General features: G+C 68.3%; 28 protein-coding genes and 1 other RNA gene. 20 read left to right on the plus strand and 9 right to left on the minus strand.

What is annotated here, in order from left to right; translation table 11 throughout:
- The first annotated feature begins 52 nt into the window (after positions 1-52).
- On the plus strand, positions 53-871 hold the full coding sequence (locus FBZ87_RS17250; RefSeq protein ID WP_186454809.1) for a MipA/OmpV family protein: 819 nt from the start codon (positions 53-55) through the stop codon (positions 869-871).
- A gap of 60 nt (positions 872-931) precedes the next feature.
- Here the strand turns inward: FBZ87_RS17250 and FBZ87_RS17255 are convergent, their stop codons facing one another.
- On the minus strand, positions 932-1,441 hold the full coding sequence (locus FBZ87_RS17255; RefSeq protein ID WP_145611592.1) for a glutathione peroxidase: 510 nt from the start codon (positions 1,439-1,441) through the stop codon (positions 932-934).
- Positions 1,442-1,632: 191 nt separating this feature from the next.
- Between FBZ87_RS17255 and FBZ87_RS17260 the strand changes: the two genes are divergently transcribed.
- The 3 genes from FBZ87_RS17260 (at position 1,633) to FBZ87_RS17270 (ending at position 4,843) form a co-directional block, all read left to right on the plus strand.
- Positions 1,633-2,550: an OmpA family protein gene (locus FBZ87_RS17260; RefSeq protein ID WP_145611594.1), complete on the plus strand. Its 918-nt coding sequence runs from the start codon at positions 1,633-1,635 to the stop codon at positions 2,548-2,550.
- 67 nt (positions 2,551-2,617) lie between these two features.
- A complete protein-coding gene (locus FBZ87_RS17265; protein ID WP_145611596.1) occupies positions 2,618-3,790 on the plus strand; it encodes a flagellar motor protein MotA in 1,173 nt (390 codons plus the stop codon).
- A gap of 3 nt (positions 3,791-3,793) precedes the next feature.
- Complete coding sequence (locus FBZ87_RS17270) at positions 3,794-4,843, plus strand: peptidoglycan -binding protein (protein ID WP_145611598.1); 1,050 nt, start codon at positions 3,794-3,796, stop codon at positions 4,841-4,843.
- Between the two features lie 2 nt (positions 4,844-4,845).
- Here FBZ87_RS17270 and FBZ87_RS17275 read toward each other — a convergent pair whose 3' ends face one another.
- Entirely contained in the window at positions 4,846-5,733 is an 888-nt protein-coding gene (locus tag FBZ87_RS17275; RefSeq protein ID WP_145611600.1) for a LysR family transcriptional regulator, read from the minus strand.
- Between the two features lie 82 nt (positions 5,734-5,815).
- Between FBZ87_RS17275 and FBZ87_RS17280 the strand changes: the two genes are divergently transcribed.
- The gene (locus FBZ87_RS17280; protein WP_145611602.1) at positions 5,816-6,592 is read left to right on the plus strand and encodes an MBL fold metallo-hydrolase; all 777 of its coding nucleotides are present in this window, start codon (positions 5,816-5,818) and stop codon (positions 6,590-6,592) included.
- A 49-nt stretch (positions 6,593-6,641) separates the two neighbouring features.
- Here FBZ87_RS17280 and FBZ87_RS17285 read toward each other — a convergent pair whose 3' ends face one another.
- Complete coding sequence (locus tag FBZ87_RS17285) at positions 6,642-7,628, minus strand: lipid II:glycine glycyltransferase FemX (protein ID WP_246134447.1); 987 nt, start codon at positions 7,626-7,628, stop codon at positions 6,642-6,644.
- Between the two features lie 116 nt (positions 7,629-7,744).
- Between FBZ87_RS17285 and epmA the strand changes: the two genes are divergently transcribed.
- The 3 genes from epmA (at position 7,745) to FBZ87_RS17300 (ending at position 9,509) form a co-directional block, all read left to right on the plus strand.
- Positions 7,745-8,800 carry an EF-P lysine aminoacylase EpmA gene (gene epmA / locus FBZ87_RS17290; RefSeq protein ID WP_145611606.1) on the plus strand — a complete coding sequence of 352 codons (1,056 nt, stop codon included), beginning with the start codon at positions 7,745-7,747 and terminating at the stop codon, positions 8,798-8,800.
- Between the two features lie 65 nt (positions 8,801-8,865).
- Complete coding sequence (locus FBZ87_RS17295) at positions 8,866-9,123, plus strand: type II toxin-antitoxin system Phd/YefM family antitoxin (protein WP_145611608.1); 258 nt, start codon at positions 8,866-8,868, stop codon at positions 9,121-9,123.
- Complete coding sequence (locus FBZ87_RS17300; RefSeq protein ID WP_145611610.1) at positions 9,120-9,509, plus strand: type II toxin-antitoxin system VapC family toxin; 390 nt, start codon at positions 9,120-9,122, stop codon at positions 9,507-9,509. Before FBZ87_RS17295 ends, FBZ87_RS17300 begins: the two co-directional genes overlap by 4 nt.
- A gap of 14 nt (positions 9,510-9,523) precedes the next feature.
- On the opposite strand, the gene thiE is transcribed toward FBZ87_RS17300, so the two are convergent.
- From thiE to tkt, 6 genes are all read right to left on the minus strand, one after another.
- Positions 9,524-10,153: a thiamine phosphate synthase gene (thiE, locus tag FBZ87_RS17305; protein WP_145611612.1), complete on the minus strand. Its 630-nt coding sequence runs from the start codon at positions 10,151-10,153 to the stop codon at positions 9,524-9,526.
- 4 nt (positions 10,154-10,157) lie between these two features.
- On the minus strand, positions 10,158-11,087 hold the full coding sequence (locus tag FBZ87_RS17310; RefSeq protein ID WP_004271867.1) for a class I fructose-bisphosphate aldolase: 930 nt from the start codon (positions 11,085-11,087) through the stop codon (positions 10,158-10,160).
- A 175-nt stretch (positions 11,088-11,262) separates the two neighbouring features.
- The gene (locus FBZ87_RS17315; RefSeq protein ID WP_145611614.1) at positions 11,263-14,325 is read right to left on the minus strand and encodes a diguanylate cyclase; all 3,063 of its coding nucleotides are present in this window, start codon (positions 14,323-14,325) and stop codon (positions 11,263-11,265) included.
- Between the two features lie 230 nt (positions 14,326-14,555).
- On the minus strand, positions 14,556-14,957 hold the full coding sequence (locus tag FBZ87_RS17320; RefSeq protein WP_186454810.1) for a hypothetical protein: 402 nt from the start codon (positions 14,955-14,957) through the stop codon (positions 14,556-14,558).
- A 79-nt stretch (positions 14,958-15,036) separates the two neighbouring features.
- Positions 15,037-16,044 (minus strand): type I glyceraldehyde-3-phosphate dehydrogenase, encoded by a 1,008-nt coding sequence (gene gap, locus FBZ87_RS17325; RefSeq protein ID WP_145611616.1) that lies wholly within the window; start codon positions 16,042-16,044, stop codon positions 15,037-15,039.
- Positions 16,045-16,246: 202 nt separating this feature from the next.
- Positions 16,247-18,262, minus strand: a complete 2,016-nt coding sequence (gene tkt, locus FBZ87_RS17330) for a transketolase (RefSeq protein WP_145611618.1) — start codon at positions 18,260-18,262, stop codon at positions 16,247-16,249.
- A gap of 487 nt (positions 18,263-18,749) precedes the next feature.
- On the opposite strand from tkt, the gene FBZ87_RS17335 reads away from it, so the two are divergent.
- From FBZ87_RS17335 to tolR, 12 genes are all read left to right on the plus strand, one after another.
- The gene (locus FBZ87_RS17335; RefSeq protein ID WP_004273342.1) at positions 18,750-19,007 is read left to right on the plus strand and encodes a DUF4164 family protein; all 258 of its coding nucleotides are present in this window, start codon (positions 18,750-18,752) and stop codon (positions 19,005-19,007) included.
- Between the two features lie 7 nt (positions 19,008-19,014).
- On the plus strand, positions 19,015-19,365 hold the full coding sequence (locus FBZ87_RS17340) for a cell division protein ZapA (protein WP_145611620.1): 351 nt from the start codon (positions 19,015-19,017) through the stop codon (positions 19,363-19,365).
- Positions 19,366-19,379: 14 nt separating this feature from the next.
- Positions 19,380-19,539: non-coding RNA, 6S RNA (ssrS, locus tag FBZ87_RS17345), on the plus strand.
- A gap of 77 nt (positions 19,540-19,616) precedes the next feature.
- On the plus strand, positions 19,617-20,324 hold the full coding sequence (locus FBZ87_RS17350; protein ID WP_246134448.1) for a 5-formyltetrahydrofolate cyclo-ligase: 708 nt from the start codon (positions 19,617-19,619) through the stop codon (positions 20,322-20,324).
- A gap of 23 nt (positions 20,325-20,347) precedes the next feature.
- Positions 20,348-21,178: a TIGR00282 family metallophosphoesterase gene (locus tag FBZ87_RS17355; protein ID WP_145611622.1), complete on the plus strand. Its 831-nt coding sequence runs from the start codon at positions 20,348-20,350 to the stop codon at positions 21,176-21,178.
- Positions 21,179-21,421: 243 nt separating this feature from the next.
- Positions 21,422-22,171, plus strand: a complete 750-nt coding sequence (locus FBZ87_RS17360) for a YebC/PmpR family DNA-binding transcriptional regulator (protein ID WP_145611624.1) — start codon at positions 21,422-21,424, stop codon at positions 22,169-22,171.
- 26 nt (positions 22,172-22,197) lie between these two features.
- The gene (gene ruvC, locus FBZ87_RS17365) at positions 22,198-22,722 is read left to right on the plus strand and encodes a crossover junction endodeoxyribonuclease RuvC (RefSeq protein ID WP_145611626.1); all 525 of its coding nucleotides are present in this window, start codon (positions 22,198-22,200) and stop codon (positions 22,720-22,722) included.
- Positions 22,719-23,345, plus strand: a complete 627-nt coding sequence (ruvA, locus tag FBZ87_RS17370; protein ID WP_145611628.1) for a Holliday junction branch migration protein RuvA — start codon at positions 22,719-22,721, stop codon at positions 23,343-23,345. Before ruvC ends, ruvA begins: the two co-directional genes overlap by 4 nt.
- A complete protein-coding gene (gene ruvB, locus FBZ87_RS17375; protein WP_145611630.1) occupies positions 23,342-24,424 on the plus strand; it encodes a Holliday junction branch migration DNA helicase RuvB in 1,083 nt (360 codons plus the stop codon). Before ruvA ends, ruvB begins: the two co-directional genes overlap by 4 nt.
- The gene (locus FBZ87_RS17380; RefSeq protein WP_277907592.1) at positions 24,417-25,007 is read left to right on the plus strand and encodes a YbgC/FadM family acyl-CoA thioesterase; all 591 of its coding nucleotides are present in this window, start codon (positions 24,417-24,419) and stop codon (positions 25,005-25,007) included. The genes ruvB and FBZ87_RS17380 overlap by 8 nt, the downstream gene beginning before the upstream one ends.
- 8 nt (positions 25,008-25,015) lie before the next feature.
- Complete coding sequence (gene tolQ, locus FBZ87_RS17385) at positions 25,016-25,744, plus strand: protein TolQ (RefSeq protein WP_044564671.1); 729 nt, start codon at positions 25,016-25,018, stop codon at positions 25,742-25,744.
- 1 nt (position 25,745) lies between these two features.
- Entirely contained in the window at positions 25,746-26,195 is a 450-nt protein-coding gene (gene tolR, locus FBZ87_RS17390) for a protein TolR (RefSeq protein ID WP_145611631.1), read from the plus strand.
- The last annotated feature ends 10 nt before the right edge of the window (positions 26,196-26,205 follow it).

Genomic DNA, 26,205 nt, shown 5'->3' on the forward strand with positions numbered 1-26,205 from the left:
GGGGCCTGGCCGCCGGGCGCCGTTTCCCCAAAGCCGAGAGGCCACGCGCCCCATGCTCTCCCGCATATCCGTTTCCGTTTTTGGCGCCGCGCTGCTGGCCGGCGTCGCCCTTTCCGCCGGCCCGGCCCTGGCCGATGACCCTGACGCTTCCCAGGCACGCCAGCCGCCGGTTTGGGACATCACCGTCGGCGGCGGCGTCGCCGTGCGCCCGACCTACGAGGGCAGCGACCGTTACCGGGTGGCACCGCTGCCGCTGGTCACCATCCGCTATGACGACATGCTGGCCTTGGGGCCGGAGGGGCTCAGTGCCTATTGGCACCAGGGCAATCTGCGTGTCGGTGCCGCCCTGACCTTCGATCCCGGCCGGAACGACAGCAACACCAACGGTCTTTTCAGCAACGGCGACGACCGCCTCAAGGGCCTGGGCAACATCGATACGTCGCTGGGCGTCAAGCTCTTCGGCGCCTATCAGCTGGGGCGAATCAGCCTGGACGCGTCCGTCACCAAGTACACGGGCGACCAGAACGATGGCGTGGTGCTGACGGCCGGTGCGGGCCTGCCGTTCAAGCTGGCCGACCATTTGATCGTGACGCCTCACGTGGGCACCACCTGGGCCAACGACAATTACATGCAGGCCTACTTCGGCGTTACGCCGGTGCAGGCCGCCAACTCCCGCTTCGCGGCCTACACCGCCGGATCCGGCTTCAAGGATGTCAGCGCCGGCGTCGGCGCCCTATACCGTTTCAACGAGCATTGGTTCGTGACGGGCGATGTGTCGGTGAAGCGCTTGCTCGGCGACGCCGCCGACAGCCCCGTCACCTATGACGCCACCAGCGCCCGCGCCTTCACGGCGGTGGGTTATCGCTTCTGAAAGGGAAACGCCCCCGGCGCCAGCGGCTCCGGGGGCGTTTTCATCACTCCGCGCCAGCGCTTAAGCCAGCTGCGCCTCCACGGCCTGGATGATGGCCTCATTGGACGGGCGGAAGACCGAGGACCAATAGCGCACCAGGCGGCCGTCCTTGCCCAGCAGGTACTTGTGGAAGTTCCAGCGGGGGGCGGCGTCCTCGCCGGCCACGTCAACCAGCCAGTTGAAGAAGGGGTGGGCCTCGGCGCCGATCACCACCTCCTTATCGGCCATGGTGAACTCTACACCGTAGTTGCGCTGGCAGAAGGCGCCGATTTCCGAAGCCGAACCCGGCTCCTGCTTGCCGAAGTCATTGGACGGCACGCCCAGCACCACCAGACCCCGGGGGCCGTACTTGGCGTGCAGGGCTTGCAGATCCTCATACTGGTTGGTGAAGCGGCAGTTGCTGGCGGTGTTGACCACCAGCACCGGCTGCCCGGCATAGGCGGCCAGCGGAACGGCGCCCTTGCCGCCCAGGCGCTGGAAGGAGAAGGCGTGGGCGGAAGCGGTGGCGGCGGTCTGCGACTGGGGCAGCATGGGGTGGGCTCCTGGCCGGTGGTCTGGCGTGGGCTGGCCTTCGGGATAGGCGTCAGCGTTAATCGATAATTTAGAACTATTCTAAACTAGGCGTATCCGTCAAGCCCCGTTTAGGTGGCAAAGAACGGGTATGGCAGGGCTGCGAAACAGCGCAGGCGGGACCGAGGGGTGATAAAAAGGTTGCGCCGAACATGGATCGGCCACATTTCCAAGGTCTAGTCAGCCTGCTGAAAGTCGTCACCCGCATGCGTCGTTTCAAGATGTATTCATTACCCGCCGTGGTTGCCGTGGCCGTTGCAGTGCTGGTGATGCCAGTCCACGCCCAAACGACCGCGCCGCAAGCCACCGGGCCGCAAACCGACGCCGCCCCGTCCGCAGGGGGCCAGGCCGAGACCCAGCAGGCCGCGCCGAAGCCGGCCGCCAAGCCCAAGGCCACCAAGCAGAAGGCGGCCAAGCCGGCGCCGGCGCCGGCGGTGCCCGGCCAGTCCACCGAAAGCCAGTCGGGCAAGGCGACCACGCCGCCCGCCTCCGGCGAGTTGGGTGTGCCCACGGTCGGCCGGGCGCCGGCGGCGCCCAAGCCCAAGGTGGTGCCCGTGCCGGACATGCCCAAGCCCCTGACCAAGCCGGAGGCCACCCCCATCCCCAGCCATGCGGCGGAACCGGAGGGGGCAGCCCCGCCCGTCACCACGGACATCCGTCCGCGCGGCACCACCCATGTGGAGAAGGGCACGCCCGCCACCCAGGCCGACCACCAGACGGTGCCCTTCGCCGCCGGTTCCTCCACCCTGGACAAGAAGCAGGAGGCGGCCCTGGTGGCCATCGCCGGACGCCTGGGGCAGGACCCCAACCGCCGGCTGGAGATCCGGGGGTTCGCGCCCCTGCCGGCGCTGGACAGGGAGGCCGCCGCCCGGCGCCTGTCCCTGTTCCGTGCCATGGCCGTGCGGGACCGCCTCATGGCCTTGGGCGTGGCCAAGGAACGCCTGGTGATCTACGCCATGGGGTCGGTCAACGGCGACCAGGACGACAAGAACGCCGTGCGCGGGGCCGCCAAAGGCTCGGACCTGCCGGCGGAAGCCTTCGATCGGGTGGAGCTGACCTTCATCCACTAAGCACTCCCAAGCGGTCCGGGACGGTGGCAGCCGCCCGGTAAGCCGCGATAGCGATAAAGGAAAAAACGTGTCGCGCCCCACCCCCTATCTCTTCCGCATGTGCGTGTTCCTGGCGGCCATAGCCGCGGTGATGGGGGTGCTCTACCCGCAGGTGGAACGGTTCTTCATGGCCAACCCGGCCTTGAACGGCCTGATCCTGGGCGCGCTGGCCATCGGCATCCTTTACATCTTCCGCCAGGCCCTGATGTTGCGGCCGGAGGTGGAATGGCTTGAGACCTTCCGCAGCGGCGGCGCCACCTCTACCCAGCCGCGGTTGCTGGCCCCCATGGCCCATATGCTGGGGGATCGCGGCCGGGGCGGCACGACGGGCATAAACGGCAGCCGCCTGACCCTGTCGGCCATCGCCACCCGGTCCCTGCTGGACGGCGTCAGCGCCCGCCTGGATGAAAGCCGGGAAATCAGCCGCTACCTGATCGGGCTCATGATCTTCCTGGGTCTGCTGGGCACTTTCTGGGGCCTGCTGCAGACCGTCTCCACCATCGGCGGCGTCATCTCCGGCCTCAAGATGGGCAACGGCGACGCGGTCGCCATCTTCTCCGAATTGCAGCAGGGCTTGGCGGCTCCTCTGGCCGGCATGGGCACGGCCTTCAGCGCCAGCCTGTTCGGCCTGGCCGGGTCCCTGGTGCTGGGCTTCCTGGAGCTGCAGGCCGGCCAGGCGCAAAACCGCTTCTATATGGATCTGGAGGATTGGCTGGCCGGCTCCACCCGCATCGGCGGCGGCGGCCTGGTGGAGGTGGGCGACCAGCCCGTGCCGGCCTATATCCAGGCCCTGCTGGAGACCACCGCCGAAAATATCGAGAAGCTGCAGTATACGATGGCGCAGGGGGAGGACAACCGCCGCAACGCCAACAACCACTTGGTGGCGCTCACGGAACGGCTGGCCACCCTGTCGGACCAGATGAAGGCGGAACAGCAGCTGATGCTGCGCCTGGCGGAAGGCCAGATGGAGATGCGGCCGGTGTTGCAGCGCCTGGCCGACCAGCTGGGACAGGCGGGGGGCCTGGGCGGTGGCGGCATGGACGATGCCAGCCGCGCCCACCTGCGCAACCTGGATCTCTACCTCGCCCGCCTGGTGGAGGAGGTGGCCACCGGCCGCGTCCAGTCCACCCAGGAAATCCGTACCGAGATCAAGATCCTGACCCGCACCATCGCGGCGCTGGGCGAAGGGGCGGAGCGCTAAGCCATGGCGGGCATCGGCCGGCGGGCCTCGCGCCGCCATCTCGACATCTGGCCCGGCTGGGTGGACGCGCTCTCCTCCCTGGTCATGGTCATCGTCTTCCTGCTGATGGTGTTCGTGCTGTCGCAGTTCGCGCTCACCTCCCTGCTGCACGGCAAGGATGAGGCGCTGGCCCAGCTGAACAGCCGCATCGCGCTGCTGGCCGACCAGCTGGCCATGGAACAGGCGGACAAGGCCAAGCTGGCCGCCGACATGGCGACCCTGACGGAGCAGCTGCAGGCCTCGCTCGCCAAGAACACCCAGCTGCAGGCGGACCTCGACGCGGCGGGCAAGGCCAGGGACGACCTGGCGGCGCAAGTGCAGGCCCTGACCGATGCCGCCAGCGCCAAGCAGGCGGAACTGGACAACGAGAAGAACGTCAGCGCCCAGGCCAAGGCGCAAGTCGACCTGCTGAACCAGCAGCTGGCGGCGCTCCGCCAGCAACTGGCGCAGCTGAACGCCGCGCTGGCCGCGTCGGAGCAGAAGGACAAGGAACAGCAGGTCCAGATCGTGGATCTGGGCAAGCGCCTGAATGCCGCTCTGGCCGGCAAGGTGGCGGAACTGGCCCGCTACCGCTCCGAATTCTTCGGCAAGCTGCGCGAAGTGCTGGGCGACCGGCCGGACATCCGCATCGTCGGCGACCGCTTCGTCTTCCAGTCCGAGGTGCTGTTCGACAGCGGCAGTGCTGAGCTGGGCGACCGAGGCCGCAAGCAGCTGGCCAGCCTGGCCAAGACACTGCTGGACATCTCCAAGAAATTTCCCAAGGACCTGAACTGGATCCTGCGCGTGGACGGCCATACCGATGCCGTGCCCATCCACACCCCCGCCTTCGCCAGCAACTGGGAACTGTCATCGGCCCGCGCCACGGCGGTGGTGAAGTTCCTGATCCAGCAGGGTGTCGCGCCGGAGCGCCTAGCCTCCACCGGCTTCGGCGAGTTCCAGCCGCTGGAACCGGGCGACACCCCCGACGTCCGTGCCCGCAACCGCCGCATCGAGCTGAAGCTGGACCAGCGCTAGCGCTAATCTTCAAACAGCGCCTGTTCCTCTTTGAACAGGTTGATGAGGAAATCGGTCACCGTGCGGATGGCCGGTTCCTTGTCGTCCTGACGGCGCGTGACCAGCCATAGGGTGCGCGCCGGCGGCGGCGGGCCCAAAGGGCAGAGCACCAGGCCGGGTGCCATGCGGCCGTTGACATGCGGCAGCAGCGCGATACCGGCGCCGGCACGGGCGGCGGCGGCCTGCGCGAACTGGTTGCCGACGCGCACGGCGACGCGGGCGCGCGGAAAGTGCCGCGCCAGCCAGAGCGCCTCCGGCAGATGGCGGTTGGTTTCGTCGAAGCCGACGAAGGTGGGGGGCGCTCCCTCAGCCAGCCGCCGACACCAATCTTCCGTGGCATAAAAGCCGAAGGCCACGGCCACCATGGGCCGGGCGATGACGTCGCCATCCTGCGGGCGCGCCAGGCGCAGGGCGATGTCGGTCTCCCGCCGCTCCAGGCTCACAGCACGAATATTGGCGGCCACCTCGACATCCAGGCTGGTGTATCGCGCCGGCAGGCTGGCGAGACGGTCCACCAGGAAGCCTTGAGCCAAGCCTGGCGTGGTGTTGATGCGCACCAGCCCCCGGGGGCCCGCCTCGGCATCGCCCCGGCCCAGGGTGGCTGCGGCCGTTTCCATATCGGTGGCGGCGATCAGGGCCCGCTGGCCAGCCTGGCTCAGCGCATAGCCATCCGGCCGCCGTTCCACCAACCGCTCGCCCAGCGCCTGTTCCAGGGCCGCGACGCGGCGCGCCACCGTGGCGTGATTGACGGACAGGGCGCGCGCCGCCGCCGACAGGCTGCCGTGGCGGGCAAGGGCGATGAAGACGCGGACGTCTTCCCAATCGGGTGCTGTGCGAATTTGATCAGCCATTGTGAGAAACTAGCGAATTTTCTCGCAGACTGCGACCGCCTACCTCTGCCTCGTGCCGCGCGATTGCAGAGGAGACCTCGCGATGACCCCTTCCGGCTTGATGCTGACCTTGATCGGGGGCCCCACCACCCTGATCGAGGTCGGCGGCTTCCGCCTGCTGACCGACCCCACGTTCGATCCGCCGGGCCTGTATCGCGAAACGCCGGTGCGCTTCGAGAAGACGTCGGGTCCGGCCCTGTCGCCGGCCGAGATCGGTCCACTGGATGCCGTGCTGCTCAGCCACGATCAGCATTTCGACAATCTGGACAACAGCGGTCGCGCCCTGCTGCCCACCGTGCCCATCACCTACACCACCCCGGCCGGCGCCCATCGGTTGGGTGGCAACGCGGTGGGATTGGCGCCGTTCGAGACCCGCGAACTGTGGAGTGATGACGGCCGGCGCCTGTTCATCACCGCCACGCCGGCGCGGCACGGTCCCGTGGGGATCGAGCCCATTTCGGGCGATGTGGCCGGCTTTCTACTGGGGGTGGAGCGGCCGGGTGATGCCCTCTACGTCACGGGCGACACCGTTTGGTATGAGGGCACGGCTGAGGTCGCGCATCGGTTCACGCCCAAGGTGGTGATGCTGTTCACCGGCGCCGCCGAGCCGCGAGGCCGCTTCCACATGACCATGGACAGCAACGACGCGTTGGAGGCGGCGCGGGCCTTCCCCGATTCCGCCCTGGTCGCCGTCCATAACGAGGGCTGGGTGCATTTCAAGGAAAGCGCTGCCCAGCTGGCAGCCACCTTCTCCACCTTGGGCGTCGCCGCCCGCCTGACGCCCCTGGAACGGGGTATCGCCACCCGGTTCACGCTGTAAGCAGGGTCCCTTCCATATCGTGCTGACGACGTGACGGCGGGCAGCCGGCTCAGTTCCACACGCCCGCCAACTCCACCTCTTCCCCGCCCAGGCCGCGCTTGAAGGTGTTGATGCCTTCCACGTCCGGCGTCAGGCCGCCCAGGTCGAAGGCGACACGGCCTTGGGCCTTCAGTTCCAGGCAGGCCCGCCACAGCAGCAGGTGGTGGGCACGGGTGCGGCGGCCTTCCGGGCCGCTCCATCCCACCTGGTAGGTCGCGGCCACGCCGTGGCCGAAGATCAGCACGCCCGCCACTGGCTCGCCGTCCAACAGCGCGCGCAGGAGCAGCACGTCGCCGTCCTTGTGCATGGCGGTGCGCAGGCGGGTCAGCAGCTTGGTACTGGCGGCGCGGTACTTGCGCTCCTTACGGTCCGCCTCATGCTTTTCCAGCAGCCAGGGCAGGGTGGCGCCATCGCGGTCCACCTCCACCATCAGGCCCGATTTTTCGCCCTGGCGCAGCTTGTTGCGCCATTTGGGGTCCAGCCGTGCGCGCAAGGTCGCCTCATCCGGCGTCAGGTCCAGCCAGACGGTGCGGTAGCCGGGCCCGGGCTGATGACGCCAGCCGGCCCATGTCAGGGCCGTGGCGGCCAGCGGGCCGGCCGGTACCTCGGCGATGACACTGGGCCAGTGCAGCAGGCCCGTGGGGTAGGCCTGGCGCAACAGGCGATAGGCCACGCCCACGATGCCCCAGTCCTGTGCCTCCGGCACCAGCAGGGGACCCCGGTGGATCTTGGCGACGCGCACAGCCCGGGCCAGCCGCTTCTCCAACACCAGCACCAGGCCGATGGGCTGGCCATCCCGCTCGAAGATGCCCAGGCGCGGCTTCCATCCCTCCACCGTCATCATGGCGGTGGCGTAGCCGAAGCACTGCGTCAGGCTGCTGCGCGGCACTCGCTTCAGCAAGGCGTTCCATTCGCTGATGCGGGCGCCGTCCCAGCGCAGGGTGACGTTGGGCGCCGCGCCCGACGCCTTGGGTTCCGGCTTGGGCGCGGGCGTCACCGGGGGCGGGACTTTGGATTTTTTGACAGGGGTGGATTTGGCCACGGGACTCGACAGCGGCAGGTTGGAACGGTATGCCGCCCAGCATATCGCTTGTCGTGGAAGGACCACCAGCCATGAAGACCCCGACCCAGCCCTGGTGGCACCCCGATCGCATGGCCCGGCGCGCCACCAACCTGAAGGCGCGCGGCGCCATGACCCGCGCCCTGCGCCGCTGGTTCGAGGATGGGGGCTTTGAGGAGGTGGAGACGCCGGCCCTGCAGGTGTCCCCGGGGCTGGAGCCGCATCTCATGGCCTTCGCCACCGAACTGGTGGGCAGCCATCCCGACGACCGGTTGACCCTGCGCCTGCACACAAGCCCCGAATTCACCATGAAGAAGCTGCTGGTGGCGGGCCTGCCGCGCATCTTCCAGCTGGCGCATGTCTACAGGAATGGCGAGCGCTCCCCCACCCACAGCCCGGAATTCACCATGCTGGAGTGGTACCGGGTGGGTGCCGGTTACCGCGACCTGATGGACGATTGCATCGGCCTGACCCGGGTGCTATGCGCCGCCGCTGGCGTCGATGTCCTGCGCCGGGGCGACCTCACCTGCGATCCGCATGCGGAGTGGGAGGTGCTGACGGTGCAGGAGGCGTTCCGGCGCCATGTCGGCATCGACCTGCTGGCGACGGCGCCAGACCCCGCCCGGCCCGACGTGGCCCTGCTGGCCCAGGCGGCGGAGGCCGTGGGCATCCACGCCCATGACGGCGACAGCTGGGAGGACCTGTTCTTCCGCATCAGCCTGGACCGCATCGAACCGCATCTGGGCATGGGGCGGCCGACCTTCCTGACCGACTACCCCGTCTCCATGGCCGCCCTGTCGCGGCCCAAGCCGGAGGATGGCCGGGTGGCGGAGCGGTTTGAGCTGTACGCCTGCGGCGTGGAGCTGGCCAACGCCTTCGGCGAGCTGACGGACCCGGCTGTACAGAAGGCTCGTTTCGAAGCCGATATGGATTTGAAGCAGGCGTTGTATGGTGAACGCTACCCCGTCGACGCTGATTTCCTGGCGGCCCTGGAGTTCGGCCTGCCCGACTGCGCCGGCATCGCGCTGGGCTTCGACCGCCTGGTCATGCTGGCCACCAACGCGGCCGCCATCGACGACGTGCTGTGGGCGCCGGTGGCCTTGCCGTGAGGTGATTCGACTCGTTGGCGGGGCTGGCGTAAAATTACTGAATGGCGTGAGCAATGGAGGCGGTTGTGGATATTGCGATCAAAGAAGCCGAGGCTCAGCTTACTGACTTGGTGAACAAGGCTGTGGCGGGGGAGGATGTGGTGCTTACCCGTCAAGGCCAGGCGCTCGTCAGGCTGGTGCCGGTCACGCCTCCGCTCACCAAGGCGCAACAACATGCCCTGACGTTGGAGATTATTGCTGAGGCCCGCGCCAACCCTGTCAGCGGGCCCAACTCCGTGCGCAGCCAGGATTTTCTTTACGGCGATGATGGCTTGCCGGCATGACGACCATCGTCGTCGACACCTCCGCGATTATCGAGATCGCCTTGGGCGACCCTCTGGCCTTGGAATGCGCTGAGTGTTTGCATCGGGCGGATGGCGTCTTCATCAGTGTGGGAACACTGGTTGAAACGTTGATCGTCGGTCGGAGGCGGGGTGTCGGGGGGCGTGTGGATCGATTGCTGCAGGGCTGGCGGCTGACCGAAGTGCCTGTGACATCGGACGGGGCTCGGAAGGCTGCCGAGGCTTATGATCATTGGGGGCGGGGTATTCATCCCGCTTCGTTGAACATGGGCGATTGTTACGCCTATGCCCTGGCGAAGGAGATGAACCTGCCGCTACTCTTCGTCGGCGACGACTTTTCCAAGACTGACGAACACCCGGCGCTGTAGGCGCCGGGTGTTCGTCACGCCTCGGCGATGGCCTTGTTGAAGGCCCGCACCGCCGCACCCGGCCCTTCGGGATGATGCCAGACGGAGGAGACCACCGCCAGGAAGTCGGCGCCGGCGCGCACCAGGTCGCCGCAGTTGTCCGGCGTGATGCCGCCGATGGCGACGCAGGGGATTTCCATCATCTCCTGCCACCAGGTCAGCAGGTCGGGCGTGGCCCGATGCTCCGTTTCCTTGGTGCCCGTTGGGAAGAAGGCGCCGAAAGCGACGTAGTCCGCCCCGTCCTCGCCCGCCACCATGGCCAAGTGCCGGCTGTCGTGACAGGTGACGCCGACGATGGCGTCGGCGCCCATGATCTTCCGCGTCTCGCGATAGGGTGTGTCGGTCTGCCCGACATGCACGCCGTCGCAGCCCGTTTCCCGGGCCAGGCGGGGATGGTCGTTCAGGATGAAGGCGACCTCGCGGCTTTGCGCTACCGGGCGCAGCACGTCGATGGCGCGACGTACGGTGTCGTCGTCCACATCCTTCAGGCGCAGCTGGACGCAGGCGACGTCGCCCGCGTCCAGGGCCGCGGCCAATTGAATGGCGAACGCCGCCGGCTCCAGGGCCGGCGGCGTCACCAGGTACAGACGGCAATCAGCCTTCAAAAACTTATTCCTTGCCCTGGTAGATGCGAACGATCCGGTCCAGCAGGGCCAGCGCGTCCTCACGGCTGCGCTGGAAGCTGTTGCGGCCGATGATGGACCCGTTGCCGCCGCCGTCACGGATGGCGCGGGCGTCGTCGAACACCGCGTCCTCACCCTTGGCGGCACCGCCGGAGAAGACCACCAGGCGCTTGCCGTTGAAGGCCGAGCGCATGACGTCGGCCACGCGCTCGGCCTGGGTCGACCGGGCGATGCCCTTGGCCTCGTAGACCTTCTTGGACTCCTTGTTGCCCAGGTGGTCGGTGGCCAGCTTCACCTTGATGATGTGGGCGCCCAGCAATGCCGCCATGTGGGCGGCATAGGTGCTGATGTCGATCGCCAGTTCGGCGTCCTTGTCCAGATCACCGCCGCGCGGGTAGGACCACAGCACGGTGGCCAGGCCGCAGGCCTTGGCCTCGGCCGACAGTTCGCGGAACTCCTCGAACTGGTCGAACATGGCGTCGGAGCCGGGGTAGATGGTGAAGCCGATGGCGGAGCAGCCCAGGCGCAGGGCGTCGGCCACGGTGGCGGTCACCGCCTGGTCCGGTGCGTCGCCGCCGCGCGACAGGCTGTTGGAGCTGTTCATCTTCAGGATGGTGGGGATGGCGCCCGCGAAGGTGGCAGCACCCTGCTCCAGCATGCCCAGGGGGGCGGCGTAGGCGTTCAGGCCGGCGTCGATGGCCAGCTGGAAATGGTAGTGCGGGTCGTAGGCCGGCGGGTTTGGCGCGAAGCTGCGCGCGGGACCATGCTCAAAGCCCTGGTCGACGGGCAGGATGACCATCTTGCCGGTGCCGCCCAGGCGGCCTTCCATCAGGATGCGGGCCAGGTTGGCCTTGGTGCCGGGATTGTCGCTCTCGTACCAGGAAAGGATTTCCTTAACGCGGCGGGTCAGCTTCATGGTTACGGTATCCCCGAGTCTGTTTTGAGTGTTTGTGTTTATTGTACGCGTGATGCCGGGTTGATATCCCAGCATCGGGTGCTTGGCAATCTGCCCCAGGGTCGGGGCGAGATCATGGCAGATTTCCGCCAAAAGCGACGCGGGACTAGTGATCTTCCTGGGGCTGGGCGTCGCGTTATTGCCGGTTGCCATCGACATAGGCCGCCACCCGGTCGCGACCAGCGCGCTTGGCGGCGTACAGGCCGTGGTCGGCCCGGTCCAACAGCTCTTTCAGCGGCAGGGTGGGCGGGGCGGCGGCCACGCCGATGCTGACCGTCACGGCGACGACGCCCGCCCCCTCGATGTCATAGGGCGTATCGCCCACGGCGCGGCGCAGCCGCTCCGCCACCGCCAGGGCCGTCGTCTCGTCCACGTCCGGCATGAACAGCGCCAGTTCCTCCCCGCCCAGCCGGGCGAAGACGTCGGTCTTGCGCAGCAGGGCGCGGATGCGGGCCACCACGGCCAGCAGCACCTCGTCGCCCGCGCTGTGACCCAGCGTGTCGTTCACCTGCTTGAAGTGGTCGATGTCCATCATCAGCAGCGCGGCGGGCGTGTCCATCGGCCGGGCCAGGGTCAGCGCCGCCTCCGCCAATTCCATGAAATGGCGGCGGTTGTGGATTTCCGTCAGCGGGTCGCGGTTGGCTAGGTCCTTCAGCCGCTCGTTGGCGGCCAGCAGATCCCGGGTCTGGCGGGCCACCTGCTCCTCCAGCACGGCGCGGCGGCGGCGCAGGTAGGCGGTGCGGACCTGCACCAGGGCCACGACGCCGCCCAGCGCCAGCGCGACGGCGGCCAGCTTGGCCCACAGCGTCTGCCACCAGGCGGGCTGCACCTCGATGGACAGCGTCACGGGCGTGGACCAATCGCCCGCCCGGTTGCCCGCCTTGACCATCAGGCTGTAACGGCCCGGCGGCAGGTTGGTGTAGGCCGCCATGCGCTGCGTGGCGTCGGCGTCGGTCCAAGTCTCGTCGAAGCCGCGCAACTGGTAGGCGTATCGCATTTCCTCGGGGGCCGTGTAGTCCAGGGCGGCGAAGGAGATCTCCACGCTGCGGTCGCCGGGGGCGAGGCGGATGGGTGCCGGTGCCGCCATGGTCCCGACGGGCACGGGATGGCCGGCGACGCGCACGGCGGTGAAGACCACCGGCGGAGGCGCGCCATGCGGTTTGTAGCCATCGGGGTGCACCACCGTCGCGCCGCCGCCGCCGCCGAAGATCAGGCTGCCGTCGGGCAGGGCGGCGCCGGAATGGATCCAATAGGCGGGAATGGCGACGCCGTCGGCCCGCCCCAATGCCCGGGTGGCCCAGGTGTCGGGATCGATGATGGCCAGGCCGTCGGCCGTGCTGGCCCACACCCGGCCGCCGCCGTCCATCAGAAGGGTCCCGATATTGTCGTTGGGCAGGCCGTCGGCCATGGTCAGGCGCCGGAAGACGCCGCGGGGATGGTCCGTGTCCGCCGGCCGCTCCAGCACGCCGATGCCCCCACCCAGGGTTCCCAGCCACAACCGGCCGTGGCGATCGACCAGCAGAGTGGTGATCAGATCCGCCGGCAGGGAGCGGGGGTCGGACGGGTCGTGCAGATAATGGCTGAAGGCGCCGGTGACCCCATCCATGCGATCCAGGCCGTGCCGGGTGCCCACCCACAGTCCGCCGGCGCCATCCGGCAGCATGACGTTGACGCTGTCGTCGACCAGCGAGGCCGGGTCGTCAGGGCTATGCCGGAACACCTTGGCTTCGCCCGTGGCGGGGGTGTAGCGCACCAGGGGGCCGGCGGCGAACCACAGGACGCCGCCCTCCGCCAGGCCGTAGATCATGGGGCTGACGACTTGGCCGGGGAAGGGATGCTGTTCCAGCCGGCCGCTGCGGGGATCATGGCGGAACAGGGCGCGCCCCGCGCCAGCCCCCAGCCAGACCCCGCCATCCGGGGCGCCGGTGATGCTGACGACACCACCCGCCGGCAGGTCGGCCACGCGGGGCAGCGGCGTGACCGCGCCGACAACCGGATCCAGCAGAGCGGCGCCGTGATCCTTAAAGCCCATCCAGGCCCGGCCGTCGGGGGTGGTGGTGATGCCCAGGACGTTCGCGTCGGGCAGGCCGCCCGCGCTTGAGTCGGGCAGCAGGGTGTCAACGGCGTCGATGCGCAGGTCTGTGCGGCTGACACCCATGTTGGTGGCCGCCCACAGCAACCCCGTGCGGTCACGCATCAACGCGTGGACGCTGTCGTCCCCCAGGCTGGTGGGGGTCAGGGGATTATGGCGCAGGGTGCGCAGCGCGCCGGTGGCGGCGTCGATGATGGTGATGCCGCCGGCCACCCGGCCCACCCAGATTTCGCCCGGCCGCCCCTCGGTCAGGCAGAACACCAGCGGACCGCCCAGGGCCTGGGGGTTGGCCTCCGGCACCAGGCGGGCGGCCTCCCAGGTGGTGGCGGAGACGGGCAGCACCCGGCCCAGGCCGGAGCGTACGGTGGCGAACCATACCCGTCCGGCGCTGTCCTGTGTCAGGGCGATGACCTCGTCCGTCACCGCCTGGCCATGGGCGTCCAACAGGGGGACGGCGGTGAAGGCGGCGGCGCCGGGTTCCCGGCGCATCAGGCCGGTGACGGTACTGACCCATAGGCTGCCGTCACTGGTGCGTAGTAGGGCGCGGACGCGATCGCCGGGGGCCGAGGTGGCGTCCCCGGCTCGGTGCGCCTCCCGCGTCACCGTGCCGGCGGCATCCACATGTTCCAACCCCGAGTTGGTGCCGGCCCACACGCCGTCGCCGCCATCACTGACCATGCTCAGCACGCCGCCGCGCGCGGGCAGGCCCGCCGGTTCCGGAAACTCCTGGAACTGCCCCGTGGCGGGATCATAGCGCGCGATGCTGCCGGTGGCGGTGGACACCCACAGCCGGCCGCCGGCGGCGGGAACCAGGGCGGTGATGACGTTGCCTGGCAGGCTGCCGGCTGTGCCGTCCTGGTGTTGGAAGGTGCGGAAGCGGTAGCCGTCATAGCGGGACAGGCCGCCTTGCGTCCCCACCCAGATGAAGCCGTCGCTGTCCTGCGCCAGGGCCATGGCGATGGGGTGCGGCAGGCCGGCCTCGCGGCCGACATTGCTGAATAGGGTGGCGTGCAGCCGCTCCCACCCTGCGGATGTCGCGCCGGCGGTGGTGGCAATGACCAGGGGCGTTACCGCAAGAATGGTCAGGATTTGTCGTAATTGCCGCACAACGGTTCCCTAAATCCCGGCAACATCCGCCACGCCGCTAGATGTACACGCGGCCAAGCCTTCCGGATAGGTCGATTGACGATGAATCGCCAGGTTGATGACTAGGCGCGTGTCGATATGGACACTGAGGTCGCTGCTGCCAATTTTAAATGGACGGCACTTAACAGAAAGTGAATTCACTCAATATTGGCGAATGACAATAATGGTCAGCTGGCTTTGAGGGCTGAATGTTAGGGCTGGGTCAGCCATGCTCGGCAGGCCGCCACCGGGTCGCGCCAGCCTCTCAGGTCCAGGGCATCGACCCCGTCCGCCGGATGCACTCGGGCGCCCCGGGCCCGGGCGATGTCGGCCAGGCGCGCGGCGGCGGCCGCGTCGCCGGAAAAGGCGATGTCGGGGATGCCCAGCGCCAGCGCGGCCAGGGCGTGGCCGGCGGCATCGCCGCAATCCAGGACGGCCGTCACTGGTGCCCCGGGAAACTCCGCCGTGATGGCGTCCAACAGGGCGCGCCAGCCACCGGCGCCCAGCGCCCTGCCGGCGTCCGGCGCGCTGACCAGCCGGACGGGCGCGCCATCGGCCGCCACCAAGGCGGCGCGGGCGTCATCCAGGCACAGGACGCGGATGGGGCGGTTCACGGCGGTTCCAAATCCTCAAAGAAAAAGGGCGCCCCGACCTTGCCGGAGCGCCCCTCATCCTAATCAATCCCCTATGGGATCAGCCAACCTTGTGCAGGGCGACGGCGGTGTCGCTCATACGGTTGGAGAAGCCCCACTCGTTGTCGTACCAGGTCATGATGCGCACGAAGGTGCCGTCGATGACCTTGGTCTCGTTCAGCGCGAAGATGGACGAGTGCGGGTCATGGTTGAAGTCGGTGGACACCAGCGGCTCCGCATAGACGCCCAGGATGCCCTTCAGCGGGCCCTCGGCGGCGGCCTTGATGGCGGCCGAGACTTCCTCGACCGAGGTGGCCTTCTTGGCCACGAACTTGAAATCCACGACCGAGACGTTGGGGGTGGGGACGCGCAGCGAGGTGCCGTCCAGCTTGCCCTTCAGCTCCGGCAGCACCTTGCCCACGGCCTTGGCGGCGCCGGTGGAGGTGGGGATGATGTTCAGGGCAGCGGCGCGGGCGCGATGCAGATCCTTGTGCATCGTATCGACCGTGTTCTGGTCGCCGGTGTAGCTGTGGATGGTGGTCATGAAGCCGTGCTCGATGCCGATGGCATTGTTCAGCACGTAGGCCACCGGGGCCAGGCAGTTGGTGGTGCAGCTGGCGTTGGAGACGATCTTGTGCTCCGGCGTCAGCTTGTCGTGGTTCACGCCGTAGACGACGGTGATGTCCTCATCCGTGCCGGGGGCGGAGATAAGCACCTTCTTGGCGCCGGCGGTCAGGTGCTTGGAGGCGCCTTCGCGCGAGGTGAAAATGCCCGAGCATTCCATGGCCACGTCGATGTCCAGGTCACCCCAGGGCAGCTTGGACGGATCGCGTTCCTGCACGACCTTGATCGTGTGGCCGTTCACCACCAAGTTGCCGTCCACCACCTCGACCGTGCCGGGGAAGCGGCCGTGCACGCTGTCGTACTTCAGCAGGTGGGCGTTGGTCTTGGCGTCGGCCAGGTCGTTGATGGCGACCACCTCGACGTCCTTGCGGCCGCTCTCGTAAATGGCGCGCAGCACCAGACGGCCGATGCGCCCGAACCCGTTGATGGCAACACGAACAGCCATGTGTCTTCCTCCGACATCGTTGAACCGCCCGAGGGACCGGGCCGGCTATGCTGAAACCTTGAAGATGGTAAACGTCACGCCGTCGTTTTAGGCGCTATGGGGCTTGCATGGCAGGCCTACCATAGTGGGACGTCTCATCCGGACGCTCGTGTCAAAGCGGGGACCCTGGTTTGGTTCCCGGGGCCCCGCCTTGGGTACTCACTCAGAGACGGGCCTTGGCGGCCGCGACCACGCCGTCGACGGTGATGCCGAAGTGCTGGTACAGCTCCTTGTACGGCCCCGACTCGCCGAAGCCGGGCATGCCGACGAAACCGCCCTTGGGGCCGATCCAGCGGTCCCAGCCCATGCGCACCATGGCTTCGACGCCGACGCGGACCACGTCGTCACCGCCCAGCACCCGGGCTTGGTAGGCCTCGCCTTGTTCCACGAACAGCTCCCAGCTGGGCATGGAGACGACGCGCGTGGGCACGCCCTCGGCCTGCAGCACATCGCGTGCCTGCACGGCGATCTCCACTTCCGAGCCGGTGGCCAGCAGCACCACCTTGGCCACCCCGCCTTCAGCCTCGCGCAGGACGTAGGCGCCCTTGGCGGTCAGGTTCTCGTCGGTGTGCTCGGTGCGCAGCGTGGCCAGGTTCTGGCGGGTCAGCGCCAGGACCGACGGGCGGGTCTTGGACCGCAGCGCCAGCTGCCAGCACTCGGCCGTCTCCACCTGGTCGGCGGGCCGGAAGACCAGCAGGTTGGGGATGGCGCGCAGTGCCGCCATATGCTCCACCGGCTGGTGGGTGGGGCCGTCCTCGCCCAGGCCGATGCTGTCATGGGTCATGACATGCACCACGCGCTGCTTCATCAGGGCACCCAGGCGAATGGCCGGGCGGCTGTAGTCGGCGAAGCACAGGAAGGTGCCGCTCAGCGGGATCAGGCCGCCGTGCAGGGCCATGCCGTTCATGGCCGCGGCCATGGCATGCTCACGCACGCCATAGTGGATGTAGCGGCCTTCGTACTTGTCGCGCTGCAGGCTGACGACACCCTTGGTCCGGGTGTTGTTGGACCCGGTCAGGTCGGCGGAGCCGCTGATCAGTTCGGGCACGACGTCGAAGATGGCGTCCAGCACGTTGCCCGAGGCCTGGCGGGTGGCCACGCTGGGGCGGGCCTCGCTGGTGGCGCGCTTGAAGGCGGCGATGACGGCGTCCAGCTCGGCCGGCGCGTCACCCGACTGGGCGGCCTTGAAGGCGGCGCCCAGGCTGTTGTCGGCGGCGGCCAGGCGCTGGTCCCAGGCGCTGGCGGCGGCGGCACCCCGGGCGCCGTAGTGGCGCCAGGTGTTCAGGATGGGGGCCGGGATTTCGAAGGGGCCATGCTCCCAGCCGTAGGCGGCGCGGGCGCCGGCGATCTCGGCCGCACCCAGGGGCGAGCCGTGGCTGGAGTTCTTGCCGGCCTTGGTCGGGGCGCCCAGACCGATGGTGGTGCGGCAGGCGATCAGCGACGGGGTGCTGGTGGTCTTGGCCTGGGCGATGGCGGCGGCCACGGCCGCCGGGTCGTGGCCGTCCACGGCCTGCACGTCCCAGCCATAGGCGACGAAGCGGGCCTTCACGTCCTCGGACAGGGACAGGTTGGTGGGGCCGTCGATGGAGATGCTGTTGTCGTCCCACAGGACGATCAGGCGGTCCAGGCCCAGGTGGCCGGCCAGCGAGGCGGCCTCATGGCTCACCCCTTCTTGCAGGCAGCCGTCGCCGGCGATGACATAGGTGTGGTGGTCGACCAGCGCGTCGCCGAAGCGGGCGTTCAGGTGACGCTCCGCCAGGGCCATGCCAACGGCGGTGGCGATGCCCTGGCCCAGCGGGCCGGTGGTCATCTCGATGCCGCGGGCCATGCCATATTCCGGGTGACCGGCGGTGCGGGCGCCCAGCTGGCGGAACTTCTTGATCTGCTCAAGGTCGATGTCCTCATACCCCGTGAGGTAGAGCAACGCGTAGATCAGCATGGAGCCATGGCCGGCCGACAGCACGAAGCGGTCGCGGTCAGCCCAGTCCGGGCGCTTGGGATCGAACTTCAGGAACTGGGTGAACAGCACGGTGGCGACATCGGCCATGCCCATGGGCATGCCGGGGTGGCCCGACTTGGCCGCTTCCACGGCATCCATGGCCAGGACGCGGATGGCGGTGGCGAGATCCTTGTGGGGAACGCCCCCGACGACATCTCCGGTTGCGGGCTGGGACGACATGGGCAAAGGGCCTTTCATCAAGCGGATGCGCTGTGCTCAGAAGGCCGGAAAGGGGCAGCCGTTGGGGCTCCGTTCCGGCGGATTCGGCCGGGAAAGCCGCCACGGGAAGGGCATTCCCAGGAGACGATCCAGGGCCCGATGCTCCCGATGAGTTGCGCCGCCGCACCGCCTTCTTTAAGGGCGTCGTGCGCGCACAGTCCAGGCGCGAGGGGCGGGCGGCACCATGACCGCCACCGCCTGCCGCGTCAAGGTCCGGGGCCCTCCGAAAACTGCAAGCGCGGCCAGCGTTAACGCCTGTATCCGGCGGGCCTTTCCCGCCGCGCTTCGCCATTCATGATCCTGTTGCCCCGGCGCCGGCGCCTAATCATCTGTCGGCGCGGTTTTTTCGCTGGTCCCGACCGCTTTCTTTCTTTATTCGACGCCAGAGCTTATCCATCTTATTTGCACCCGACCTCCCTTCCATTGGCTATCGGACCCGTCTCGTCCCATGGAACGACTGAAGACCGCGCTGGAACGTCTGGATGCCGCCGTCCTTGTGCTGGACGGGGCGCTGGAACGACGGCTGGCGCAGCCCGCGGCCGTTGCCGGCGACGTCGATGAGGCGGCCAAGGCCCGCATCGCCCAGCTGGAACGGGCGCTGGCGGCGGCGGAAGGGCGGGAGCAGGGTGCCAAGGCCGCGACCGCGGCCTTGTCGGAGCGGCTGGACCGGACCATCGGCCAGTTGCGTGCGGTGCTGGAGGACTGATTAGAAGATGGCCCGCGTGGACATCATCCTGAATGGACGCCCCTATGGCCTGGCCTGCGACGATGGCCAGGAACAGCGCCTGCGCGAGCTTGGCTCCTATGTCGATGCCCGCCTGCGGGAGGTGGCGCATGACGCTTCCGGCGGCAGCGAGACGCAGCTGCTGGTGCTGACCGCCCTCATGCTTGCCGATGAGATTTTCGACCTGCGCGCGGAGTTGGGGGGGCCGCGCCGGCCCGTGCCGGCCCCGGTGCAGGAGGCGACCCCTGCGCCCCGCGCAGAGGACGATAGCGTCATCGCGGCCGTCGATAGCCTGGCCAAACGCATCGAAGACATTGCAGCGCGGCTTGATCGCTCCTAAATTAGTTTTCTGGAACGGGGCTGCGCGGTTCGACAGGATGCTTTATCCCCAGGGCCGATACCCAATCCTCTAGGGGGCTGTCCCTGCCGACGCCGTGGTGTCGGACATATGGCTCCCACCTGCCTTGGCAGGCCGTGGAGGATACGCTTGTCCATCGGCCGTCGCGGCTCCTTCCAGACCTTATCCTTCATGTCCTCCCCTCCCGCCCCGCATGATGCCGGGGCCTGTCCTTTGAGGGACCTTATCCGCCCGTGACCGCCGCATCCTCCCGTACCCACGACGTTTCCCCGGCCCCTGGTACCGCTACATCGGTCACGGGTCCGGCGGCCCTGCTGACGGAGGAGGCGGCGCGCGCCGCCAAGAAGGCGGTGCGGGTTTCGGCCCGCCGGGTGCGCGCGGAGCTGGAACTGGACCGTGCCTCGGCGTCCAAATCGCTGGCCGACAATTTCTTGGGCGCGCTGCCCCAGATCACCGACGGCCTGGCCCCGGTGGGCCTCACCATCGCCTTCTATTGGCCCGTGGGGGATGAGATCGATCCCCGTCCGCTCATGCACCGGGTGGTCGCGGCCGGGGTGAAGGCGGCGCTGCCCGTTTGCCAGGCCAAGGGCCAGCCCTTGCTGTTCCGCCGCTGGCTGCCCGGCATCCTGCTGTCGCCCGATGTGATGGGCGTGCCGGCGCCGATGGAAGAGGCGGCACCCGGTGGCGGTGCCGTGGTGCCCGACGTGGTGCTGGTGCCCCTGCTGGCCTTCGACCGCCGGGGGCGGCGCCTGGGCTATGGCGCCGGTTTCTACGATCGTACCCTGGCTCTGCTGCGGCGCGAGCATGCCATCCAGGCGGTGGGCATCGCCTTCGCCGATCAGGAACTGGACAAGGTGCCCTGCGACGCGCATGACCAGGGCTTGGATTGGATCGTCACCGAGCGCTACGCCGTTCGGGCCGGGCAGCGGCGCAAGCGCTGACCGCTTTCGGGGTTGAGGAAGTCATGCGTCTGTTGTTCCTGGGTGACGTGGTGGGCCGCAGCGGCCGTGACGGCGTGTTGCGGCATCTGCCGGACTTGCGCAAGGCGCTGGCGCTGGACTTCGTCATCGTGAACGGCGAGAACGCGGCCGGCGGCTTTGGCATCACCGAGAAGATCGCGCAGGAGTTCTTCGCCGCCGGCGTCGATTGCCTGACCACCGGCAACCACGTCTGGGACCAGAAGGAACTGGTGGGTCAGATCGACCGCCTGCCCAACGTGTTGCGCCCTCTGAACTATCCGGAGGGCACGCCCGGTCGCGGCGCCTCGCTGCTGCCCACCCGTGACGGCCGGCGCAAGGTGCTGGTGGTCAACGTCATGGCCCGCCTGTTCATGGATGCCCTGGACGACCCCTTCGCCGCGGTGGAGAAGGTGCTGCGCACCTATCGCCTGGGCCCCAACGCGGCCGACGCCATCGTCATCGACGTGCATGGCGAGGCCTCGTCGGAGAAGATGGCCATGGGCCATTTCTGCGACGGCCGCGTCAGCTTGGTGGTGGGCACCCACACCCACACGCCCACGGCGGACACCCAGATCCTGAACGGCCGCACCGCCTATCAGACCGACGCCGGCATGTGTGGCGACTACGACAGCGTCATCGGCATGAAGAAGGAGGCGGCGGTGCTGCGCCTGACGCGCAAGCTGCCGACCGACCGCCTGACTCCGGCGGAAAACGATGCCACCGTCAGCGTTTGCGGCGTGTTCGTGGAAACGGATGATCGCACCGGCCTGGCCCTGCGGGCCGAGGCGGTGCGCGTGGGCGGCCGCCTGTCGCAGGCGATGCCCAAGCTGGCCTGAGTCGGCCGCACTTTCGCCCTGTTGCCTGCCGCCTTTCCGGTTAGCATTGCAGAAACCTCCTTGGCGCCGCCGCCGGAATTCCGCCATAAAGCGGCCGTAACTCGGACGGAAAGCACGGTCCTGTGACAAGCCTGTGGCAAGCTTCGCCCCCAGGCCTGTCCCTGGGCGTGCCTGTTGCCACAACATGTGGTACAAGCTGCCCGGATATACCCCCGCTCAACCCCATATAGAGTTCAGGGTCCCATGGCTGGACATTCACAGTTCAAGAACATCATGCACCGCAAGGGCGCCCAGGACGTCAAGCGGTCCAAGCTGTTCAACAAGCTTGCGCGTGAAATCACCGTGGCCGCCAAGGCGGGCCTGCCCGATCCCAACCATAACCCGCGCCTGCGCGCCGCCATCCAGGCCGCCCGCGTGCAGAACATGCCGCGCGACCGCATCGACCGCGCCATTAAGCAGGGCACGCCCGGCGCTGGCGACGACACCAATTACGATGAGGTGCGGTACGAGGGCTACGGCCCCGGCGGCGTCGCCCTGATCGTCGAGGCGCTGACCGACAACCGCAACCGCACCGCCTCGGAAGTGCGCTCGGCCTTCTCCAAGCACGGCGGCACGCTGGGTGAGACCAACTCGGTCAGCTTCATGTTCAACCGCATCGGCCTGATCACCTATCCGGCCAGCGTGGCGGATGCCGACACCGTGCTGGAGGCCGCCATCGAGGCGGGCGCCGACGATGTCAGCAGCGATGAGGAGAGCCACTCCATCATCACCGGCGTCGACAGCCTGGGCGAGGTGCGCGACGCGCTGGAAGCCAAGTTCGGCGCGCCGGAAGGCGCCAAGCTGACCTGGCAGCCGCTGAACACGGTGGCCCCGTCGGAAGACGCGGCGCAGAGCCTGCTGAAGCTGCTGGACGTGCTGGACGACAGCGACGACGTGCAAAACGTCATCGGCAACTTTGAGCTGTCGCCGGAGCTTCTGGAGAAGCTGGGCTAAGCCGGACGGGAAGGGGGACGGCGGCCATGGGGGATCGGTCGATCCGCGTGCTGGGCCTTGATCCGGGCTTGCGCAACATGGGCTGGGGCGTCATCGACGTTTCCGGCAACCGGTTGACGCATGTCGCCGACGGGGTCGTGCATTCCGACGACCGGGACGACCTGGCCCGCCGTCTCGTCACCCTTTATGAGGGGCTCCAAGACGTCATCCGGACCTGGACGCCGGACGAGGCGGCGGTGGAAGAGACCTTCGTGAACAAGAACCCCGTTTCAACCCTGAAACTGGGGCAGGCGCGGGGGATCGCCCTGCTGGCCCCGGCGCGGGAGGGACTGTCCGTGTCGGAGTACCCGCCCAACCTGGTGAAGAAGTCGGTGGTGGGCGCCGGCCACGCCGACAAGACGCAGGTGCAGGCCATGGTGCGCATGCTGCTGCCGGGCTTCCAGCTGTCCAAGGCGGACGCGGCCGACGCCCTGGCTGTCGCCATCTGCCACGCCCACCACAGCCAGACCCGGCGCCTGGTAGGCGGCATCATGGCGGGGGCGGCGCGATGATCGCGAAACTAAAAGGTCTGCTGGACAGCACCGGCCTGGACTGGGCCATCATCGACGTGGGCGGGGTAGGCTATCTCGTCTCCGCCTCCTCCCGCACCTTGCGCCGCCTGGGCGGGGTGGGGGAGGCCGTCTCGGTCCTGACCGAGATGTGGGTGTCGGAAGACAAGATGCAGCTGTTCGCCTTCGCCGACGTGGCGGAGCGGGACTGGTTCCGCCTGCTGACCACGGTGCAGGGTGTGGGCGCCCGCGTCGCCTTGGCCGTGCTGTCCGTGCTGTCGCCGGAACAGATCGCCCAGGCCCTGATGGCCCAGGACAAGACCGCGCTGACCCAGGCTGACGGCGTGGGGCCCAAGCTCGCCACCCGCATGATCAGCGAACTGAAGGACAAGGTGCCGTCGCTGGCGCTGGCCCCCACCTTGGCCGGCACGCCGGCCGGGAAGACGGACGCGGCCGCCGCGCCCGCCGCCAACGGCGCCGTGGCCGATGCCGTCTCCGCCCTGGTCAACCTGGGCTACAAGCGGCTGGAGGCCTTCGCCGCCGTCACCACCTGCGCCGCCCGCCTGGGGCCTGAGGCCGGCGTTTCCGAACTGATTCGCGCCGGTCTCAAGGAACTGAGCGCATGAGCGGCCCGGAGTCGGACCGTCTGGTGAGCCGCGAACGGGCCGCGGGGGATGGGCAGGACGTGTCGCTGCGTCCCTTGTCCCTGGCAGATTTCACCGGCCAACGCCAAGTGCGCGAGAACCTGTCCATCTTCATCCAGGCCGCCCGCTCACGGGGCGAGTCGCTGGACCATGTGCTGCTGTTCGGCCCGCCCGGCCTGGGCAAGACCACCCTGGCCCAGATCGTGGCGAAGGAGATGGGGGCGGGGTTCCGCGCCACCTCCGGCCCGGTCATCGCCAAGGCGGGCGACCTGGCGGCCCTGCTGACCAATCTGCAGCCGCACGACGTGCTGTTCATCGATGAGATCCACCGCCTGTCGCCGGCGGTGGAGGAAATCCTCTATCCGGCCATGGAGGATTTCCACCTGGACCTCATCATCGGCGAGGGGCCGGCCGCCCGCTCCGTCCGCATCGACCTGCCGCCCTTCACCCTGGTTGGCGCCACCACCCGCTCCGGCCTCATCACCCGCCCCTTGCGGGAGCGATTCGGCATTCCCCTGCGCATGCAGTTCTATGAGCCGGAGGAATTGCAGCTGATCGTCAGCCGCGCCGCTCGCCTGCTGGACATGACGCTGCTGCCAGAAGGGGCGCTGGAGATCGCGCGCCGCTCGCGCGGCACGCCCCGCGTGGCCGGCCGCCTGCTGCGCCGGGTGCGCGATTTCGCCGCCGTGGCCGGCGCCACCGAGATCGACGCCCGCGCGGCCGACATCGCCCTCACCCGGCTGGAGGTTGACCGCCTGGGCTTCGATGCCATGGACCGGCGCTATCTCAATTGCATCGCCAACAATTACGGTGGCGGCCCGGTTGGGGTGGAGACGCTGGCGGCCGCCCTGTCGGAACAGCGCGACGTGCTGGAAGAGGTGATCGAGCCCTATCTGATCCAGCAGGGCCTGCTGCAGCGCACCCCGCGCGGCCGCCTGCTGACCGACATGGGCTATCGCTATCTGGGCCTGCCCGCCCCTGCCACCCCGGCGCGCCAGCTGGACCTGCTGGGGCCCATGGATGTGGAAGGGCCGGACGCGGAGGAGGGGCCGGATGTCTGAGGCCCTTGACCTGCTTGGGGGCCATCTCTCCGGCCACATGGTGGGCGACGTCCACCACTTCCCCGTCCGTGTCTATTACGAGGATACGGACGCCGGCGGCATCGTCTACCACGCCAACTACCTACGCTATGCCGAGCGGGCGCGGACGGAGATGCTGCGGGTGCTGGGCGTGCCGCATGCGGAGCAGGTGGCGGCGAGCGGCGTCGCCTTCGCCGTGCGTCGCTGCATGATGGATTTTCTGGCGCCGGCCCGGCTGGAGGACACACTTCTGGTGCGCAGCCGCATCACCAGTGTCACCGGTGCCACGGTTTTAGCGGAACAGACCATATACCGGCCACAAAGTGGTGGCATCGTGCCAGCCGGCCAGGCCACGGAAGACGATCGGGTCCTGGTCCGGCTGACTTTGAAACTGGCCTGCATCAACGCCCAAGGAAGGGCGGTGCGGGTCCCAACGCCGGTGGCGCAAGCCTTCGCCCGTTTGGGTGCCAGCCGCGGAAGCGGCGAGGAAAAAGACCGTGGCGCCGGCGAAAAGATCAATTCGAAGGGTGACGGCGCGTCGGCGGACGCCCCGTCTGAAGAGTGAGAGTGGCGATGCAGCATCAGATCATGAATTTCGTGGCCTTGGGCGCCAATCCGGCGGCGGACCTGTCGGCCCTCAGCCTGTTCATGACGGCCAATTGGCTGGTCAAGGCCATCATGCTGGGGCTGCTGGCGGCCTCGGTCTGGGTGTGGGCCATCATCTTCGACAAGTCGATCAAGCTGCGCCGCATGAAGGCCGCCGCCGCCGATTTCGAGGAGCAGTTCTGGTCCGGCGGTTCGCTGGACCAGCTGTATGAAGAGGTGGGCAAGGCCCCCGGCGATCCGCTGTCCGCAACCTTCGCCGCCGGCATGCGCGAATGGCGCCACGCCAATGAGCGCGGGCTGACCTCCTCCGGCGCCATGCGCGCCAACCTGGCCCAACGCATCGAGCGCGTCATGTCCGTGACCGTCAGCCGCGAGATGGCGCAGACGGAACGCTACATCACCGTGCTGGCCACCGTCGGGTCCAACGCCCCCTTCGTCGGCCTGCTGGGTACGGTGTGGGGCATCATGCACAGCTTCACCAGCATCGCGGCGGCCGGCAACACCAGCCTGGCGGTCGTGGCCCCCTCCATCGCCGAGGCGCTGTTCGCCACGGCCCTGGGCCTGGTGGCGGCCATCCCGGCCAGCATCGCCTACAACAAGTTCTCTTCCGACATCGCCCGCTTCGGCGACCGGCTGGACTCATTCGTGACAGAATTCAGCGCCATCCTGCAGCGCCACCTGGAAGAGCGGGGCTGACATGGGCGCGTCGCTATCGGGAAAGCAGTCCACCGGCCGGGGGCGGCGCCGCGCCCGGCCCATGGCCGACATCAACGTGACGCCCATGGTGGACGTCATGCTGGTGCTGCTCATCATCTTCATGGTGACGGCACCCCTGCTGACCGTGGGCGTGCCGGTCGACCTGCCCAAAAGCAAGGCCCCGGCCATCCCCGGCCAGGACGAGCCGCTGGTCGTATCCATCCGCGACAACGGCGACGTCTACCTCAACGAGACCAAGACGGACTTGACCGACCTGGTGCCGCGCCTGGAAGCCATCAGCCAGAACAACGCCGACGCGCGCATCTTCGTGCGAGGCGACAAGTCCCTGGCCTATGGCCGCATCGTCGAGGTCATGGGGGCGATCAGCAGCGCCGGCTACAAGAAGGTGTCGCTGATCGCGCAATTGCCTGACACCCCGGCCCGTCGCTAGCAGGAAGCCA

The organism is Nitrospirillum amazonense (assembly GCF_007828035.1).
Classification (GTDB): Bacteria; Pseudomonadota; Alphaproteobacteria; order Azospirillales; family Azospirillaceae; genus Nitrospirillum; species Nitrospirillum amazonense.